This is a genomic window from uncultured Maribacter sp. (genome assembly GCF_947500405.1).
Lineage (GTDB): Bacteria > Bacteroidota > Bacteroidia > Flavobacteriales > Flavobacteriaceae > Maribacter_B.
In genome coordinates this window covers 159,364-177,878 of the sequence record NZ_CANMRY010000006.1, presented here as the reverse complement: position 1 = coordinate 177,878, position 18,515 = coordinate 159,364, and the positions used below count along the sequence as shown (strand labels likewise).

Below are 18,515 nucleotides of genomic sequence, written 5' to 3'. Positions count from 1 at the left end.
GCATTACTTTTTTATTAAATAAAGATATATAGGAAAGTGGTCACTATAACCACCGGCGTAACTTCCGCCAGCATATGTTCTGTAGGGATACCCTTTGTACTTACCTGTTTGGTTTAATAAATAGGGTGGATTGTAAACCCCAGTTTTCCAAAAACTATAGCCACTAGAAGAAACAGAATTAGTTACACTTTTTGTCATATAAAATTGATCAAATAAATTCCATTTATCTCTATAGGCAAGTGTACCAACTCCTTTTTTATATAGTTTTTCCATAGGGTTATATAAAGAACCATCTTCTAATTTTTTCTTTTTCCCATTGGTTTGTAAAATTTTTTTAAGGCTATCATCAGTTGGGTCGTCATTTAAATCTCCCATACTTATAATTTTTGGGTTTACTTCAGTCTTAGAAATAGAGTCTATAATACGTTTATTAAGTTTGGCAGCTTGTAGTCTATTAGGTTTACTCCTTGCTGCACCACCACTTCTTGATGGCCAATGATTTACAATAAAATGTATTTTATCAGAATCTAATAAGCCACTAACTACAAGTTGGTCTCTAGTAAAATCTCTATACCCTTCTTCATTAAAAAGCAAAAGTCTATGACTGTTAAAGCTATCAGGAATAAAAACATCTTTCTTATAAAGTAAAGCTACATCTATGCCCCTTTCATCAGGAGAATCAAAATGTATAATACCATAATTTTTGTTTTTTATATTAGGATGATTTACTAAATCTTGCAAAACTTCTATATTCTCTATTTCGCATAACCCAATAATATCTGGAGATGTATTGGTCACTTTAGAACCAATTTGGCTTAATACTTTCGTGGTATTTTCAATTTTGGTAGTATATCTATCTAATGTCCAATTATCTTTACCAGAAGGAGTTCTGTCATCATCTCTAGTAAGGGAATCATTTTTAATATCAAACAAGTTTTCAACATTATAAAATGCAATAGTTCGGACTGTATATTTGTTTTTTTCCTGCCCATATCCAGTAGAAATAGCGAATAGAAATACAAGAATATTCTTTAAAAATGTAAAGTTATATTTCATAAAAATTTTAATATATAACAAAATAATAAGGTTTTTTCATACAATAATATTGCCTTTTTAGCTATATGTTATAAGCAACCATTAATCATAACCAAATATAATGCGATATTTTGTACTGTCGCTATGGCTTTTTATGTTACAATTTGTAGTAGCGCAAGAAGATTATAAAATAACCGGCAAAGTTACATCCATAGTAAACCAAAAAGAGCCTATTAATGCAGCACTTAGCATTAATGGAAAACCAATAGAAAGCCCTATATCTACACTGGGTAATTTTAATATTTTTTTGAACATAAAGGGGTCTTTTATATTAGAAGTTAGTGCATATAATTTTATAACTAAGAAATTAGAGCTAATAGGTAATAGGGAAGATATAGATTTAGGTGCTATTTATTTAGAGCCAGATATAGTAATTGAGAAAACCAATAATTTAATTGCTTTAACAGATGCAGATTTGGAGGATGATCAAGGAGAATCTATTACTTCTGGTTTATTACAAGCAACAAAAGATATATTTTTAAATAGGGCTGCGTTTGATTTTGGTCAGGCTTTCTTTAGAGTCCGTGGCTATGATTCTCGTAATGGTAGGGTGCTAATTAATGGTATTCCCATGAATAAACTTATAGACGGAAGGCCGCAATGGAATAACTGGGGCGGATTAAATGATGTAACTAGAAACCAAGAATTTTCAGCAGGTTTAAAACCCTCTTCTTCATCTTTTGGTGGAGTTTTGGGAACTACAAATATAGATACAAGGCCATCGCAACTTAGACCTGGTTATAGATTCTCTTCTTCTGTTTCTAATAGAACTTATGCCGGTAGATTAATGGCAACGTATACCTCTAAAACTAATAAAAAAGGAATAAAATATAGTATTTCGGGTTCTTTAAGAGGAGCTAAAAATGGATATGTAGAAGGGACATTATATAATGCGTATGCAATTTACGGTGCTGTGGAATATAATTTAAATGCTAAACATACACTACTACTAACAGGCTTCTTGGCATCGAACAGAAGAGGAAGATCCTCTGCAATTACAGAAGAGGTTTTTGAGTTAAAAGGTAACACTTACAACCCATATTGGGGAAATCAGAATGGAAAAACCAGAAATTCTAGAGAGCGTAAATTACAAGAACCTGTATTTATGTTTAACCATAGATTTAATACCCAAAAAGTAAACATAAACACTGGGGTTGCTTATCAATATGGCACACGTTCTAAAAGTAGGTTAGGATATTATAATGCACCTAACCCTGATAAAACATATTATAGATATTTGCCCAGCTTTTATTTAAACAGCTCCATAGGAGCTAATTTTTATAGTGCTAATAAAGCTGAAGAAGATTTTTTAGATAATGCGCAAATAGATTGGGAAAATATATATGTAGCTAATACAAATACCATAAGTTCCCCAGCCTCATATATTTTATATAATGATGTGGTTAAAGACCACCAGTTTATAATAAATAGTATTGTAAATGTAAATTTAGGAACAGATTTAAAATTAGACATTGGGGGGTACTATCAAAATTTACATTCTGGTAATTACGCTAAAATAGTAGACCTTTTAGGAGCAAATTATCATGATGATGTAGATGCTTTTTCTAACACAAAAAATAATGTAAACGAAAAACAGGAAAAAGTAGTAGGAGATATTTTTAACTATAACTACAATATTCTTGTAAACAATTACAATGTATTTGGGCAGTTAAAATATGAATCTAAAAAATGGGAAGGATTTATATCTGGAAAATATAGCGCATCTAATTACCAAAGAGAAGGGTTATATAAAAATGAACGTTTTTTAGATAGCTCCTTAGGTAAAAGTGAGATGCTAAGTTTTTCAAATATTGCTACAAAAGCGGGTGCAACGTATAAAATTAATGGTAGAAATTGGGTGTCTACTAATGTAGCATTAATAAACAGACCTCCAACAATCCAAAATTTGTTTATTAACCCTAGAGAGAATAATACTATAGTTGGCGAGAGTACAAAAGAAACCATAACTAGTGTAGATGTAAGTTACTTTGCAAGTTTTCCTAAACTAACAGGAAGAGTTACAGGTTTTCATACCCGTTTTCAAAATACTACAGATATAAATTTCTTTTTTGTAAATGCAGGTGTTGGGTCAGACTTTGTACAAGAAGTACTCACCGGTTTAGACAAATTACATTTTGGCGCAGAGTTAGGAGTAACCTATCAATTATCCTCTGCGGTAAAACTATCTGGAGTATTTTCTCTTGCAAAATATGTATATGCAAGCAACCCTAATGTTTCTATAAATTTTGATACTGCAGATGCATCAGAAGAACTCATAAATACAACCGGAAATGTAAATTTAGGAGAAGCATATATAAAGGGATATAAACTAGCTCAAGGACCTCAAAAAGCATGGGCTATTGGTATAGATTATAGAGACCCTAAATATTGGTGGGTAGGGTTAAGTGCTAATTTTTTAGGCAACAATTATAATAATATATCTACCATTACCAGAACAAACAGTTTTTATTTAGATCCAGAAACGGGAGAAAATTTTCTGGATGCTACAGAAGAAAATGTTACGGCACTATTAGCACAAAAACCATTAGATAATTTTTATTTATTAAACGCCGTTGCAGGAAAATCTTGGTTAGTAAATGGCAAATATGTTAGTGTTTTTATGAGTTTAAATAATTTATTTAACACCAAATATAGAACGGGTGGTTATGAACAAAGTAGAAATGGAAATTATGGGCAATTAAAAGATGATAACCTTAGTGGTAGCCCTTCTTTTGCTCCAAAATATTGGTATGGTTACGGTAGAACCTATTTTTTAAATTTTGCATATAGTTTTAATTAAAGAACAGAATGAGTAATGTTAACATAAATAAGGTTTGTTTTTTTATGCTAAATATGAGTTTAGCGTTTGTTTTAGGCTGTGCTCCAGATAAAAATTTTGACCCACCAGATAATCTATGTAATTCAGAATTAGTAGCTACAATTAGTTTAGAAGACTTAAAAAATATATATGTTGATGGTGTCATAGAAATACAAGAAGATTTAGTCTTGGAGGCAATTGTTATTTCATCCGACAAAGAAGGTAACTTTTTTAGTGTTCTTCATTGTCAAGACAAAACTATAAACCCTACAGGAGGAATACAACTAGAGGTAGATTTACAAAATTTACATTTACAATATCCTGTAGGTTCCAAAGTTTTTATAAAATTAAAAGGATTGTATTTAGGAAAAAGCAAAGAAACTTATAAAATTGGAGGTCTTTTTACTTCTTTTGGTAATTTATCGGTAGGTAGGTTGCCAGCAATATCTTTAAAAGAACATGTGTTTTTATCTTGTGAAGAGCAACAAAAACTAGAACCAACAGTAGTAGAAATATCTGAAGTATCAGACCAACACATTAATACTCTGGTTACATTTAATAATGTAGAATTTTTGGAGGAAGAATTAGAATTACCGTTTGCAGAAGAAAAAGAGGAAACCGAAAGAACATTACGAAACTGTGATGAAGATATTTTAAAACTTGTTAATAGTGGCTATTCCAATTTTTATGATAGTATTTTACCAGATTTAAATGGAACCATAACAGGAGTACTTTCAAAATCTAGTAAGGACTATCAATTACTAATTAGAAGTTTACACGACCTTAATTTTAATAAAGAACGTTGTATGGAAGAAATAACAGAATTTACATCAGACGCTATATTTATATCAGAATTAGCAGACCCAGATAATACTAGTTTAGGAAGATTTGTAGAGCTTTATAATGCTAGTGATAGTGCATTAAGTTTAAACAAATGGACATTACAAAGGTATACTAATGGTAATACAGAAGTAAGTTCTGAAATAGATTTATCTGACCTAGAAGTAGAACCACAAGGAACAATAGTAATAGCTCCTTCTTTAGACGATTTTAATTCTATTTATGGTTTTTTACCAGATTTAGAAGTTGGCAATAATAGTCCTGCAGATTCTAATGGAGATGATAATTTAGTTTTGGTAGACCCTTTTGGTAAAATAATAGATGTTTTTGGAGTGGTTGGGAATGATGGTTCTGGAACTAATCATGAATTTGAAGATGGTAGAGCAGTAAGAAAATCAGAGGTACAAAATGGCAACCCAGTCTATGATTTTAGCGAATGGATTATTACTAATGATTCAGGAGAGAGCGGTACTTTAAATAATCCAGAAATTGCTCCAGAAAGTTATACGCCAGGCGCGCATAATTAAAAATTAGTAGTTTGCTATTTTTTCTAAATCTGATGGCGTAATTGGTTTTACTATATAATCTGTAACCATAGGGTAGGCTTTTATCATTTCTATTTCATTGGGGTTAATAGAAGAACTCATAACAATTATTTTTATATCCTCTTTATTAGAAATTTTAGCTTCCGCAAAAGCATCTAAAAACTCCCAACCACTCATTACTGGCATACTTAAATCTAAAAAAATAATATTTGGTAATTTGTTTTTAGTATTTAATTCCATAACACCTTCAATTCCTTGTTTTCCATTTTCAAATACAAGTATAGAATCAAAAAAATTACATTCATCCATAAGGCGCTTAACTATATAAACAAAGATAGAGTCATCATCAATTATGCAAACAGAGTTATTTTTTTTCATTAAAATGTTAAGGTGTTATAAATTTTATAATAAATGTTGTTCCTACATTTACTTCACTTATTACAGAAATACTTCCGCCCATTGCTTCTATTTGGTTTTTAGTTATATACAAACCTACACCTCTGGCGTCTTTGTTTCGGTGAAAGGTTTTATTCATGCCAAAAATTTTATTCCCAAATTTATTTAAATCTATACCTTTTCCATTATCTGTAAAGCTTAAAGTTAAATTTTTTCCAGAATTAGTGGTTTTAATTTCAATAAGTGGAGGCCTGTCATTAGCAGAGTATTTTATACTGTTTGTAAATAAATTTAGTAAAATACTGTCTAAATAAGCAGGAACCCCTAGAACAATAGAATTAGAGGAGAGCTTTAAAGTACAGGAAGCATTTTTCTCTATAAAAGTAGCCGAGATATTATTTTTCACATTTTCTATAACCTCCTTTAAGTTTATAGGCTCAAGTTTATTGGTAACGTTGGCGTTAGATTGTACTACCTCATTTAAATTATATACAGTACTATTAAGACTCTCTGTAGATTCTTTTAACATAGCCATTAATTTATGCCTTTCCTCATCTTTTCTTTCTTCTACTAAAAACCCTGTAACCATAGATAAGTTTGTAGCATGGGATCGTAAATCATGGGAAACCATATGAGCAAAATTAGTAAGACTATTATTTTGATCTCCGGTTAATTGTGCATATTCTTTTAGTTTTTGTTCAGATTCTTTCTCCTTCGTTATATCAGAGATTACTCCAATAGCTTTGTTGTTATATTTTTCTGTTTCGGCAAAAAAAGTAACTACGGCTTTTAAATATCTTATACTTTTATTTTTTAAGATAACTCGGTATTCAATTATACCACTTCCTTCTCCTTTGCTCATCCAAAAAGCTTCTTCTAAAACTCTTAAAAAATCATCAGGGTGTATTGCGGCCTCCCAAGCTTCATAGGTGCTATTATAATCCTTAGGATTTTTGTGATGTAGTTTATAACACATGTCATCCCAAATAGCAATCCTGTCTTTTGTTGTAAACTGCCATATACCCACATTAGACGCAGTTGTAGCTTTTTTTGCTCTTTCAGCTTCTTCTCTATATTTAAACTCGGCAATTTTGCGATTATTAATATCTTGACAAATACCATATAATCTTACACATTTACCGTTAATAAATTCTGGTCTGCCTTTAGTTCTTACCCAGATTTCTTTCCCTTTCCCTGTAATCATTATTACTTCGGCGTCCCAAGGAGTCCCTTTAGTTATCGCAATATTAGCTAAACGTAAAACAGTATCTCTATGTTCCCCTTCTTTAAAATGCTTAAAACACTCTTCAAAACTTTGTGGAACGTAATCTAAAGGTTGCTCATGAATAATGTTAACCATTTTAGTCCAAGTAACTCTAAAGTTTTGTAAATATGCCTCCCAGCCACCAACTCTAGAAACAATTTGAGCTTCTTTAATTAAAGCCTCTTTATTTTTATCTATAGTAATATTATCAAGTTCAATAATTAATCCTTTTACACTTCCATCATTCTCTTTCCACGGGTTAATGCTCCATTTTAACCAAATAAATTCATTATTATTTGCACTAAATTTTTTACCATCGTTGTAACAATCATTCCCTTTTAAACAATTTTGTAAATAGGGAGAAAAAGCTTTGGGTAAATTAGACATTACAGTAAAAAAATCTTTTCCAATAATATCGTCTTTTATCTCATGATTAAATTTCCAAGCTTTAGAGCAGTTTATAAATTCTAATTTAGAATTTAGTAATGCAACGGTATTAGGAATTTCACCAATTAAATTAGGATTTAAAGCAATTTTTGATAGTATGGAAACAGCCATTATGCAATTTAACCATTATATGTAAGGAAATTACCACTATAGATAAAAATTATTTATTAATAGTATATTAATATTAATTAGCTATAGTTGGGTTGCTTTATTTTGTAATTTTAAATATCTTAAAAAAATAAAAACAGTAATAATTTAAAAATTTAACATGCTATGGATACTAAGAATGACCAAAATAATGGCGATATAAGTAAGTGCCCTTTTTTTAGTGGAACTAATAAGCAAACAGCTGGTGGTGGAGTAAAGAATCGTGATTGGTGGCCAAATGAATTAAAGCTTAATATATTACGCCAACATGCAGCAAAATCTAATCCAATGGGAGAAGATTTTAATTATGCAGAGGCATTTAAAAGTATAGATTTTGATGCTCTTAAAAAAGATGTTACAAATTTAATGACAGATTCTCAAGATTGGTGGCCTGCTGATTATGGTCATTATGGAGGATTAATGATTAGAATGGCATGGCATAGTGCTGGTACTTATAGAGTTGGAGATGGCCGTGGAGGAGCTGGAGCAGGAAATCAAAGATTTGCACCTATAAATAGTTGGCCAGATAATGGTAATTTGGATAAGGCAAGACTATTATTATGGCCTATTAAACAGAAATATGGAAATAAAATTTCTTGGGCAGATTTAATGATTTTGGCAGGAAATTGTGCATTAGAGTCTATGGGATTTCCAACATTTGGTTTTGCTGCAGGGCGTGAAGATGTTTGGGAACCAGAACAAGATATTTACTGGGGAAGTGAAACAGAATGGGGAGCAAATGAGGACCGATATGAAGATGGAGATTTGGAAGATCCTTTAGCCGCTGTAATGATGGGGTGGATTTATGTTAATCCAGAAGGCCCAAACGGTAATCCAGATCCTTTAGGTTCTGCCCACGATGTTAGAGAAACTTTTGGTAGAATGGCTATGAATGATGAAGAAACTGTTGCTCTTGTTGCTGGCGGACATACTTTTGGTAAAGCTCATGGTGCTGCAGATCCTAATAAATATGTTGGAAAAGAACCTCACGGGGCACCAATTGAACAAATGAGTACAGGTTGGAAAAATTCTTTTGGTACAGGTGTTTTAGATGATACTATTACCAGCGGAATTGAGGGTGCTTGGACACCAAATCCTACACGTTGGGACGCCGATTATTTTGATGTATTATTAAACTACGATTGGGAATTAGTTAAAAGTCCTGCTGGGGCTCACCAATGGGCTCCAACAGCTGCATCTAATGCTAAAAGAGCACCAAAAGCTGGTGATGCTAATGCAACCCAAGGGTTAATGATGACTACTGCAGATATAGCTTTAAAAATGGATCCTAAATATTTAGAAATTTCTAAGCGTTTTCATGCAGATCATAAAGCATTTGAAGATGCTTTTGCTCGTGCTTGGTACAAATTAACACACCGAGATTTAGGGCCAATATCACGTTATTTAGGTCCTGAAGTTCCCAATGAAGAGTTATTATGGCAAGACCCAATCCCAACAGTAGATTATACATTAAATGAAGCAGATATTGCTAATTTAAAAGTTATGATTATTGATTCTGGATTAACAATATCGCAATTAATTATTACTGCTTGGGCTTCAGCATCAACATTCAGAGGGTCAGATAATAGAGGTGGAGCAAATGGAGCACGAATTGCTTTAGAACCACAGCGTAGTTGGAAAGTAAATAATCCAACAGAATTAAATAAAGTACTTTCAGTTTTAGAAGGAATTAAAAATAATTTTAAAGGAGATATTTCTTTAGCAGATTTAATTGTACTTGCAGGAAATGTTGGCTTAGAAAAAGCTGTGAAGAATGCAGGATACAATCATACAGTAGAATTTACACAAGGTAGAGGAGATGCCTTACAAGAGCAAACAGACATTGAGCAGTTTGGTTATTTAGAGCCGTTAGCAGATGGTTTTAGAAACTATATAAAATCAGATTTACAAATTGCTGCGGAAGATTTATTAATTGATAAAGCTAATTTATTAACCTTATCTGTTCCAGAATTAACAGTTCTAGTAGGAGGCTTACGAGTATTAGGAGCAAATTATGATGGTTCAGATTATGGTGTGTTTACAGATACTATTGGAAGCTTAACAAATGATTTTTTTAAAAATGTCCTAGATTTTACATACACTTGGAAAGCTACATCTGAAGATGATAGGTATTTTGAAGGAAGTAATCGTAAGACAGGAGTAGTAAAATTTAGAGCTACTAGAGCAGATTTAATTTTTGGTTCTAATACAGAGCTAAGAGCTATTGCTGAGGTATATGCAGCAGATGATGCAAAAGAAAAATTTGTTACAGACTTTGTTGCCGCTTGGACTAAAGTGATGAATTTAGACCGTTTCGATGTAAAATAAATTAAGAAATTCTATATTAGAAAAGAAAATTATAATTTAATAACTGCTATATTCTTAAGAAAGATATAGCAGTTTTTTATACATTTATTAGTATGAATAATGAAAGTTTTTTTAATGAAATCCGAAATGGAAACTCCTTGTTGGTAGAAGAAGCACTTACAAAAAATCCCGATTTAATAAATGCAAAAGACCAGAGAGGTTCTACTCCTTTAATCTTAGCAACATACTATAATCAGGAAAATATAGTATCTCTTTTATTAGAGAAAGGAGCAAAAATAGATCAAAAAGATTCTTCAGGGAATACCCCATTAATGGGTGTGTGTTTTAAAGGTTTTTTACCAATAGCTAAAACGTTAATAGAAAAAGGAGCAAATGTAAATGAGCGTAATTCTATGGGTGCTAGTAGTCTAATTTATGCAGCAACATTTAATAGAGAAGAAATTGCAAAACTTCTTATAGAATATGGTGCTAAAAAAGACGTTAAAGACGCTAGAGGAAACACGGCATTAGACCATGCAAAAATGCAAGAATTACCAAAGTCTTTTTTAACTTTACTAGAGTAAAAAAATAGTAAATGAAAAAGGAATGCTTAGAAATAGCACTTGTACAAACCCATTTAATCTGGGAAAACCCTAAAGAAAATAGGAAAATAATAACAGAAAAGATTAAGGAAATAAAGCCTTCTATAGATATAATTATTTTACCAGAAATGTTTACTACTGGTTTTACAATGTCTCCTAAAAATATAGATTACAATGCTGCTTTAGAAACCTTAGAGTGGATGAAAACTATTTCTAAAGAAAAAAATGCAGCTATAGTTGGTAGTATAGTTTATAAAGAAGAAACTAAAAATTACAATAGGTTATATTTTGTAGAACCTAGTGGTAAAATTAGCTTTTATAATAAAAAACATACGTTTACTTTGGCAGGAGAAGATAAAGTCTATACAGCAGGAGATAAAAAACTAATTGTTACTTATAAGGGATTTAAAATTTGCCCGTTAATTTGTTATGATCTTCGATTTCCTGTTTGGTCTAGAAATACAAGTAATTACGATGTATTAATTTATGTAGCCAATTGGCCTAAAAAAAGAGTATTAGCTTGGGATAGTTTGTTAAGAGCAAGAGCTATAGAAAATATGGCATATTGTATTGGTGTTAACCGTGTTGGGATAGATGCTTTAGGTTTTGAGTATCCAGGACATTCTTCTGCTTATGATAGCTTAGGAAAATTACTATCCTTTACAGATAAAGAAGAAGTTATATATACTACAATTACAAAAGAACATATAAATACTACAAGAAATAAACTTAAGTTCTTAGAAGACAAAGATTTGTTTAATCTAGTATAGTAAAGGTTTGATCCAATTCCCAATTCGCACGAACCTCAATAGCTACAGGATAGTAGCTAACCCTTTCTGGTTGTATTTGTTTTAAATAATTACCAGTGTCCCATTTTTTATTTGCATTAGTATCAAAAAGAACACGGGCTAAATATTTACTTGGATTAAGGTTGTTAAATTCAAACACCTTATTTTCTGTAGCATAAATTTCTCTTTGTACTTCACCTTTCTCATCAGTAAGTTGAATAATAATGGGGAAAGTTAGATTGTTTCCTACAAGTGTTAGCCTTAAATTACCATAGTCTGCATAACTTTTAGTTTGTAAGTTATAAGACAAAGTATCATTAGAGGTGTTAAAAAAATCTGTAATTGCACCAGGTAATAAATCTATTTGGTAACTTTCATTAGGTTCTTTATCAAAACTAAAAACAACACTATTCTTTAAAGTGTCTGTAGTAATATTATGTGTTATATCTAAAGAATCTTTATTTATTATTTTAATTTTAGAAGTATCTGTTTTAATTATTGGGGTGTTGGATGCTATTTCAAAAATTTGATTAAAATCTATACTGCCAGAATAATTAGCACTAAGTTTAAGAGAGTCTAGCTGTAGTTTTCTATTCTTTATTTTGAAAGTGTCTATAGTTTTAAATGTATTGTTTTTTGCTAAGAAAAGAAGAGAATCCATTGTAAAAGGAGTAAACCAAAAATTAATACTGTCTTTTTTGTACTCTTTTTTATAGGTAGAAATTACAGAATCTGGTATTTTAGAGATAGCATTAATCTCTATATCATTACCGTCTCCATAATAACCAAAGGTTATTTTATTTTTTGCAGTTAAAGATGGCAAAGACATAGAAAAATTGGGAACTTCCTTAAATAAGTTTAATAAGAAAATAGAATCTGTAGGTACAGTAACAGTATCTTTAATAAAACCTATTTTGTCTGCGTTTTGGTCAAACATATTGTTCTTAGCCTCATCTTTTAAGGCAAATAGAGCATATTTTCCTTTTTTAAGATTTTTAAGATTAAAAATAATAGTACTATCTAAAGTATTCGTTATATAATTAGGAGGTCTTTTAAAAATAGTAGAATCGTTATAAGTACTATCTATTTCGTATAGCATAACACTAACAAACTCTTCAGAATCTTTATTAAATGCATCTTTAATAACACCTGTTATTTCCAAAGAGTCTATATAAGAACCTGTAGAAAAAACATAAGTTAAAAATCTATTTGGGTTACCTTCATTATTGTCCACAATACTTTCACCAAAATTAAAAGTATAGGTAGTATTTTCTTTTAAAGTATCTTTTATCTTAATTTCTACATACTTACTTGCACTACCTTGTGGAGATAAAAGCGGCGTATATTTTAAAGGAGGCGAAACAATTAATTGCTCTTGTACGTCTTTAAGCTTTATATACTCATCAAAATATAAACGAATTTTAGTATTCTTAAAATTGACAGACATATTTTCTGGTTCCGCTTTTATAAGTACTGGCGGGTCTAAATCTTTAGGCCCTCCTGTAGGGTTACCCCTTCTTGCACATTGATAAAAAGCAGCAATTATTATACTAAAGAAAAAGCAGGTTAAAATTCGTTGTAACATTCCTAAAATTGTTAGTAACAAAGAAACAACATATTTAATGAATTTAGAAATTAGAGTACTACTGCCATACTACAGACGTATATTGTAATATTTCGCGTTTTTTGCAAAGCTTTTGCACAAATTTCCATGGTAGCCCCTGTTGTTATTACATCATCAATTAATAATACATTTTTATTTTCTAGTATAGACGTATCTGTTAACTCATATAGTTTTTTAGGGCTTTGCCACCTGTTAATTCTTCCTTTTTTTGTTTGCGTTTTGGTATTTGCTGTTTTTATAAGAACACCTTCAAGAAAAGTAGTGTTTAAATGCTTTGCTAAATTTTCGCCAAATAAAGAAACTTGGTTATAACCTCGTTTTCTTTTTTTCTTAGGATGTAAAGGAACAGGAATAATATAATCTATATCTTTTAAGTAGTTGTTTTCTACTAGAATTTGACCGTACCAATCACCAATAAAAGAACCTATTTGTTTTTGGTTTTTATATTTTAAATTATGAATTAGGTTCTTAACAATACCTATTTCAGTAAAAAGTAGGAAAGAACTAGCTTTTTTTACATTAATTATGCCATAAAAAATACGGTCAATGGCATTTTCTTCGTTAAAAGTAAACTCGGTGAGTGGTATTTGGTTTCGACAAATGGTACACAAATGCTTCTCTCCTCTATTTAATCGTGCATTACAACCAAAACACACTATGGGCAATAGGAGGGTATTTATATCATTTAGTATATTTGGTAACTTGGAATATAACAAATCTTAATTTTTATTAACCTACTTAAAGACCGCTTTGTTCTGATGGACAGTCAAGATAATAAAATTAATTATAAAGTTTTACTTGCAGCTATGGCAGCAGTTGTAATAGCAATTCTTATTGCCTTTTACTATAGTTATGCCCAATCTAAAACAGAAATTAGTTATTTAGAGCAAGAAAAAGACCTATTAATAAAAGATTTAACTATAATGAAAGCAGATGTAGATAGGCTTTCTGCTCTTAATGAAGTTAATGATATAGAATTACAAGATTCTAAATATAAAGTGCAACAGCTCATAGATTCTGTTGGTAGGTTAAATTTTACAATAGAAAAATTAAGAGAATTTAAAACAGAACTTAGACGTTTAGAAGCTAAGAATGATAGCCTTAAATTAAAAAATAATTTTCTTAAGTATAATAATATGTTACTAGGAGAAAAGTATGAAGAATCAAGAAGGCAAATAGAAATCTTAAGAGGAAAAAGTAGCTCTTTAGCAGAAGCAGAAGCTTTACAACGCAAAAAAATATTAGAATTAAATGACGAGCTTAAAACTAAAAGTTATTTAAGGTTACAAAACTCTGAGGGTAGTGGTTTTAGGTTACGTAGTGGTAAACCTATTAAGACAAACAAAGCTTCTATCATAGAAAAACTTAGAGGTTGTGTTACCATTATGGCAAATCCAGAAGATGCCAATCAAGAAAAAATACTTTATTTACAATTTTTAAGTCCTAATAAACAAGTTATAGAAGACAATGCCAATACTATAAACGTAAATGGTAATGTATATAGTAAGCGAGTAGAGCTTGTTTTTAATGGTGAAGAAACAAATGTTTGTGATTTTATTACCATTCCAGAAGGTTCTTTAACTCCAGGGACGTATACAATTAATGTATTTGAAGATGAACGTTTACTTTCCTCATCAGAATTTCAATTAAAATAATATATTTTTTAGTCTAATATTCTATTTTTGCCAAATGGCAAAACAAGAAGACATTTTTAAAAAAGTAATTTCCCATGCAAAGGAGTATGGGTATGTATTTCAATCTAGCGAAATATATGATGGTTTAAGCGCTGTATATGATTATGGGCAGAACGGTGTAGAACTTAAAAAGAATATTAGAGAGTACTGGTGGAAAGCCATGGTACAGTTAAATGATAATATTGTAGGATTAGATGCTGCAATATTTATGCACCCCACTACTTGGAAAGCTTCTGGCCATGTAGATGCTTTTAATGACCCTTTAATAGATAACAAAGATTCTAAGAAAAGATATAGAGCAGATGTTTTGGTAGAAGACTATGTTGCCAAAATTGAAAATAAAATTGAAAAAGAGGTTAAGAAAGCTCAAAAACGCTTTGGAGATAATTTTAATAAAACACAATTTTTAGCTACAAACCCAAGAGTTGTTGATTATCAAGAACAAGTAACAAGTATTTTAAAAAGGCTAGGGCAATCTTTAGAAAAAGAGGATTTGCCAGATGTTAAAAAACTTATAGAAGAGTTAGACATTGCTTGCCCAATGTCTGGTTCTAAAAACTGGACAGATGTTAAGCAGTTTAATTTAATGTTTGGAACTAAATTAGGAGCCAACGCGGAAACTGCAATGGATTTATATTTAAGACCAGAAACTGCGCAAGGTATATTTGTAAATTTCTTAAACGTTCAAAAAACTGGACGTATGAAAATACCTTTTGGAATAGCACAAACAGGAAAAGCTTTTAGAAATGAAATTGTTGCGAGACAATTTATTTTTAGAATGCGTGAGTTTGAGCAAATGGAAATGCAATTCTTTATTCAGCCAGGAACACAAAAAGAATGGTATGAAAAGTGGAAAGAAAATAGAATGAAATGGCACTTATCTTTAGGAATGGGAGAAGATAATTATCGTTTTCATGATCATGAAAAGCTTGCTCACTATGCAGATGCAGCAGCAGATATAGAATTTAGATTTCCGTTTGGTTTTAAAGAATTAGAAGGGATACATTCTAGAACAGATTTTGATTTAGGAAGTCATGAAGAATTTTCAGGAAAAAAATTACAATATTTTGATCCCGAATTAAATAAGAACTATGTTCCTTATGTATTAGAAACATCTATAGGTTTGGATCGTATGTTTTTAGCAGTTTTTTCTAATTCTTTACAAGAAGAAGAGTTAGAAAATAATACTACAAGAACCGTTTTAAAACTTCCAGCAGTTTTAGCACCAACTAAGGCAGCAATATTACCATTGGTTAAAAAAGATGGTTTGCCAGATATAGCACATGGTATAATAGAAGATTTAAAATGGGATTTTAATGTAACGTATGATGAGAAAGATGCTGTTGGTCGTAGGTATAGAAGACAAGATGCTAATGGAACACCATTTTGTATTACAGTAGATCACCAAACTAAAGAAGATAATACCGTAACTATTCGTCATAGAGATTCTATGGCACAAGAAAGAGTTGCTATTGCAGATTTAAAAGCAATAATATCTAAAGCGGTAGATATGCGAACTTGGCTTTTAAAAATGAAATAGTATTAAACCTATATTATATAAAAAACTCCATTAGCTTTTTTAAGGCTGATGGAGTTTTTTGTTTAAGAAAATTTTTAGATGCTATAGCAAAAAAAACATCAAATTATTTTAAAGATTAATTTTTTTCAAAGATGGAAGCAAATTTTTTTGAAGGTTCTTTTAAAAAAGTTAATTTTTCATTAGTAAAGGGGTGTGTAAATACTAAAGAGTAAGCGTGTAAGTAAAGTCCTTTTCCTTTTAATTTTAGGTCTTTTAAGAAATAGGTTTGATCCCCTAAAATAGGATTTCCAATGGTAAGTAAATGTTTTCTAAGTTGGTGTTTTCTTCCAGTTTCAGGAGTTAATTTTACCCAGTTTAAAGAAGCAAATCTATTAGAGCTAACCCTTTTAATTACTTGGTATTTTGATATAGCTTTTTTGCCGTCAATGAGTTCTAAAATTGTGCCAAAATCTTGCATTTTTCCAATAGTAACTGCTATATAGGTTTTGGTTATTTCATTATTTTCAAACAACTTATTTAAAGCAATAATACTAGTGCTTGTTTTGCCTATTATGAGTAAACCCGTAGTAGGGTAATCTAATCTATGAACAGGTTTTGGAGCAACTGCATCAGGTAAATTACTTTTAGTTATGTTTTGCTCTAAAGCATTTACAATAGTTTTAAAAGAATTACCGCTAACAAGAATACCAGGAGGCTTATTAATTATAGCTAAATAATTATCCTCATAAACCACCTCTAAAGAAAGAACAATTTCCTTATGTTTTTTGTTGTTTTTGTCTTCTAATAAAGTTATTATTTCTGTGCCATAAATAAAGGTTGCAGTCGTTGCTATTTTTCCGTTTACAAGAACGCAATTTTTTTTAATGGCTTTTTTTAAGGCAGATTTTGTTACGATGGTTTTAAAAATACCAACACCGTATTCCTGTAATCGTAAAGGCTTGTCTAAAATGTTAGCCGTATGCGATTCTAGAATAGGTAAAGATTGCATTTGTTAAAATCTAAAACCAATAGATAAGCCCGCGCGAAACATAAATGTATTCTGAAAGTCTTCCGGATTTATATTTCTTCCTAAGCCACCGCTAAGTTCAACGGTAAATTTATCGCTTCTGGTAGCCCATTTATAACCACCTCCTAGACCTAGCGCTGCAGTACTATAATCTTTGTTTCTAACACCAAGTACACTTGCAGTATCTTCTATCTCATCTTCACCGGTATAGTATAAACCAAAAGCTTCTGCAAATACACCGCTTTTAGGATTATAGCCAAAATAAGCTCTAACATTTGCTCCTAAACCAAAGTTTCCATTATAATCATCACTATCGCCATCAAAATACATAGTAGCTCCTATACTAGTGTCTTCATTTATATAATATTCATATGAAATTTCGGCACTGGAAGTAATTAAGAATTGACCAATGTTGAATTTTATTTCATGAATATTATCAGAATTAGAATAAGCTTGCGCTACTATATAATTAGAAGATAGAATAAAGATTGCTATAGCAATTATTTTTTTCATTGGGTAGTGTTTAAAATAAAAAGCAAAAATAGGGTATTAAAATTTTATAAATAGACTTTAGGTCTTTCCTATTTTGTTACTTTTATAGGCATAAAATATAAAAATGAAGATAGTATCCTATAACGTAAACGGCATAAGAGCAGCATTAAAAAAAGGTTTTATAGATTGGCTACAGGCTGTAGACCCCGATGTAATATGTTTGCAAGAAATAAAAGCGAATAAAGAACAATTAGATTTAGACGTTTTTGCGGAAGCAGGATATTCTTATAATTATTGGTTTAGCGCAGAGAAAAAAGGGTATAGTGGCGTTGCTATTTTAGCAAAAAAAGAACCAGACCATATTGAGTATGGCACTGGTATAGATTATATGGATTTTGAAGGGAGAAATTTACGAGTAGACTACGGAGATATTTCTATAATGAGTATGTATTTGCCTTCTGGTACTAATTTGGATAGGTTAGAGTTTAAGTTAAAATATATGGCAGATTTTCAAGAGTATGCCAATGAATTAAAAAAAGACCATCCAAATTTAATTGTATTAGGAGATTATAATATTTGTCATGAAGCTATAGATATTCATGATCCAGTTAGGAACAAAAATGTTTCTGGTTTTTTACCTGTAGAGAGGGAATGGATAGGGAATTTTATAAAGAGTGGTTTTATAGATAGCTTTAGGCATTTTAATAAAGAACCTCATAATTATTCGTGGTGGAGCTACCGCGCAAATGCAAGAAACAATAATAAAGGATGGCGTTTAGATTATGCTATGGTAAGTTCCTCTTTAGAGGAAAGATTAAAAAGAGCTTTAATTTTATCAGAAGCTAAGCATAGTGATCACTGCCCTATTTTAGTAGAAATTAGTAAATAGGAAACTATTTAATACCTATTA

Annotated in this window: 15 protein-coding genes; 8 read left to right on the top strand and 7 right to left on the bottom strand. The window is 30.8% G+C overall.

Translation table 11 applies throughout. The annotated features are described in order from the left end of the window. Positions 1-3: 3 nt before the first annotated feature. Positions 4-1,056: an endonuclease/exonuclease/phosphatase family protein gene (locus Q0945_RS10245; RefSeq protein WP_299434204.1), complete on the bottom strand. Its 1,053-nt coding sequence runs from the start codon at positions 1,054-1,056 to the stop codon at positions 4-6. A gap of 100 nt (positions 1,057-1,156) precedes the next feature. Between Q0945_RS10245 and Q0945_RS10240 the strand changes: the two genes are divergently transcribed. Beyond that, positions 1,157-3,895, top strand: coding sequence for a TonB-dependent receptor (locus Q0945_RS10240; RefSeq protein WP_299434202.1), 2,739 nt, complete (start codon positions 1,157-1,159; stop codon positions 3,893-3,895). A gap of 53 nt (positions 3,896-3,948) precedes the next feature. Further along, positions 3,949-5,280 carry a DUF5689 domain-containing protein gene (locus tag Q0945_RS10235; protein ID WP_299434200.1) on the top strand — a complete coding sequence of 444 codons (1,332 nt, stop codon included), beginning with the start codon at positions 3,949-3,951 and terminating at the stop codon, positions 5,278-5,280. 3 nt (positions 5,281-5,283) lie between these two features. On the opposite strand, the gene Q0945_RS10230 is transcribed toward Q0945_RS10235, so the two are convergent. After that, entirely contained in the window at positions 5,284-5,676 is a 393-nt protein-coding gene (locus Q0945_RS10230) for a response regulator (RefSeq protein WP_299434198.1), read from the bottom strand. A gap of 7 nt (positions 5,677-5,683) precedes the next feature. After that, on the bottom strand, positions 5,684-7,516 hold the full coding sequence (locus Q0945_RS10225; RefSeq protein WP_299434196.1) for a PAS domain-containing protein: 1,833 nt from the start codon (positions 7,514-7,516) through the stop codon (positions 5,684-5,686). Positions 7,517-7,678: 162 nt separating this feature from the next. On the opposite strand from Q0945_RS10225, the gene katG reads away from it, so the two are divergent. The 3 genes from katG (at position 7,679) to Q0945_RS10210 (ending at position 11,231) form a co-directional block, all read left to right on the top strand. Continuing rightward, on the top strand, positions 7,679-9,880 hold the full coding sequence (gene katG, locus Q0945_RS10220) for a catalase/peroxidase HPI (RefSeq protein ID WP_299434194.1): 2,202 nt from the start codon (positions 7,679-7,681) through the stop codon (positions 9,878-9,880). A 92-nt stretch (positions 9,881-9,972) separates the two neighbouring features. Then, the gene (locus tag Q0945_RS10215; RefSeq protein WP_299434192.1) at positions 9,973-10,443 is read left to right on the top strand and encodes an ankyrin repeat domain-containing protein; all 471 of its coding nucleotides are present in this window, start codon (positions 9,973-9,975) and stop codon (positions 10,441-10,443) included. An 11-nt stretch (positions 10,444-10,454) separates the two neighbouring features. Continuing rightward, positions 10,455-11,231, top strand: coding sequence for a nitrilase family protein (locus Q0945_RS10210; protein WP_299434190.1), 777 nt, complete (start codon positions 10,455-10,457; stop codon positions 11,229-11,231). Here Q0945_RS10210 and Q0945_RS10205 read toward each other — a convergent pair. Both Q0945_RS10205 and Q0945_RS10200 read right to left on the bottom strand, forming a co-directional pair. Then, positions 11,218-12,855, bottom strand: a complete 1,638-nt coding sequence (locus Q0945_RS10205) for an Ig-like domain-containing protein (RefSeq protein ID WP_366136200.1) — start codon at positions 12,853-12,855, stop codon at positions 11,218-11,220. The two genes, Q0945_RS10210 and Q0945_RS10205, sit on opposite strands and share 14 nt — an antisense overlap. A 29-nt stretch (positions 12,856-12,884) precedes the next feature. Continuing rightward, a complete protein-coding gene (locus tag Q0945_RS10200; RefSeq protein WP_299434188.1) occupies positions 12,885-13,484 on the bottom strand; it encodes a phosphoribosyltransferase family protein in 600 nt (199 codons plus the stop codon). Positions 13,485-13,631: 147 nt separating this feature from the next. Between Q0945_RS10200 and Q0945_RS10195 the strand changes: the two genes are divergently transcribed. Both Q0945_RS10195 and Q0945_RS10190 read left to right on the top strand, forming a co-directional pair. Beyond that, the gene (locus tag Q0945_RS10195; RefSeq protein WP_299434186.1) at positions 13,632-14,528 is read left to right on the top strand and encodes a hypothetical protein; all 897 of its coding nucleotides are present in this window, start codon (positions 13,632-13,634) and stop codon (positions 14,526-14,528) included. 34 nt (positions 14,529-14,562) lie between these two features. Then, positions 14,563-16,107, top strand: coding sequence for a glycine--tRNA ligase (locus tag Q0945_RS10190; protein WP_299434184.1), 1,545 nt, complete (start codon positions 14,563-14,565; stop codon positions 16,105-16,107). Between the two features lie 115 nt (positions 16,108-16,222). Here the strand turns inward: Q0945_RS10190 and Q0945_RS10185 are convergent, their stop codons facing one another. Both Q0945_RS10185 and Q0945_RS10180 read right to left on the bottom strand, forming a co-directional pair. Continuing rightward, positions 16,223-17,095, bottom strand: coding sequence for an RluA family pseudouridine synthase (locus Q0945_RS10185; protein ID WP_299434182.1), 873 nt, complete (start codon positions 17,093-17,095; stop codon positions 16,223-16,225). Between the two features lie 3 nt (positions 17,096-17,098). Next, positions 17,099-17,626 (bottom strand): hypothetical protein, encoded by a 528-nt coding sequence (locus Q0945_RS10180; RefSeq protein ID WP_299434180.1) that lies wholly within the window; start codon positions 17,624-17,626, stop codon positions 17,099-17,101. A gap of 103 nt (positions 17,627-17,729) precedes the next feature. Between Q0945_RS10180 and Q0945_RS10175 the strand changes: the two genes are divergently transcribed. Further along, entirely contained in the window at positions 17,730-18,494 is a 765-nt protein-coding gene (locus tag Q0945_RS10175) for an exodeoxyribonuclease III (RefSeq protein ID WP_299434178.1), read from the top strand. The last annotated feature ends 21 nt before the right edge of the window (positions 18,495-18,515 follow it).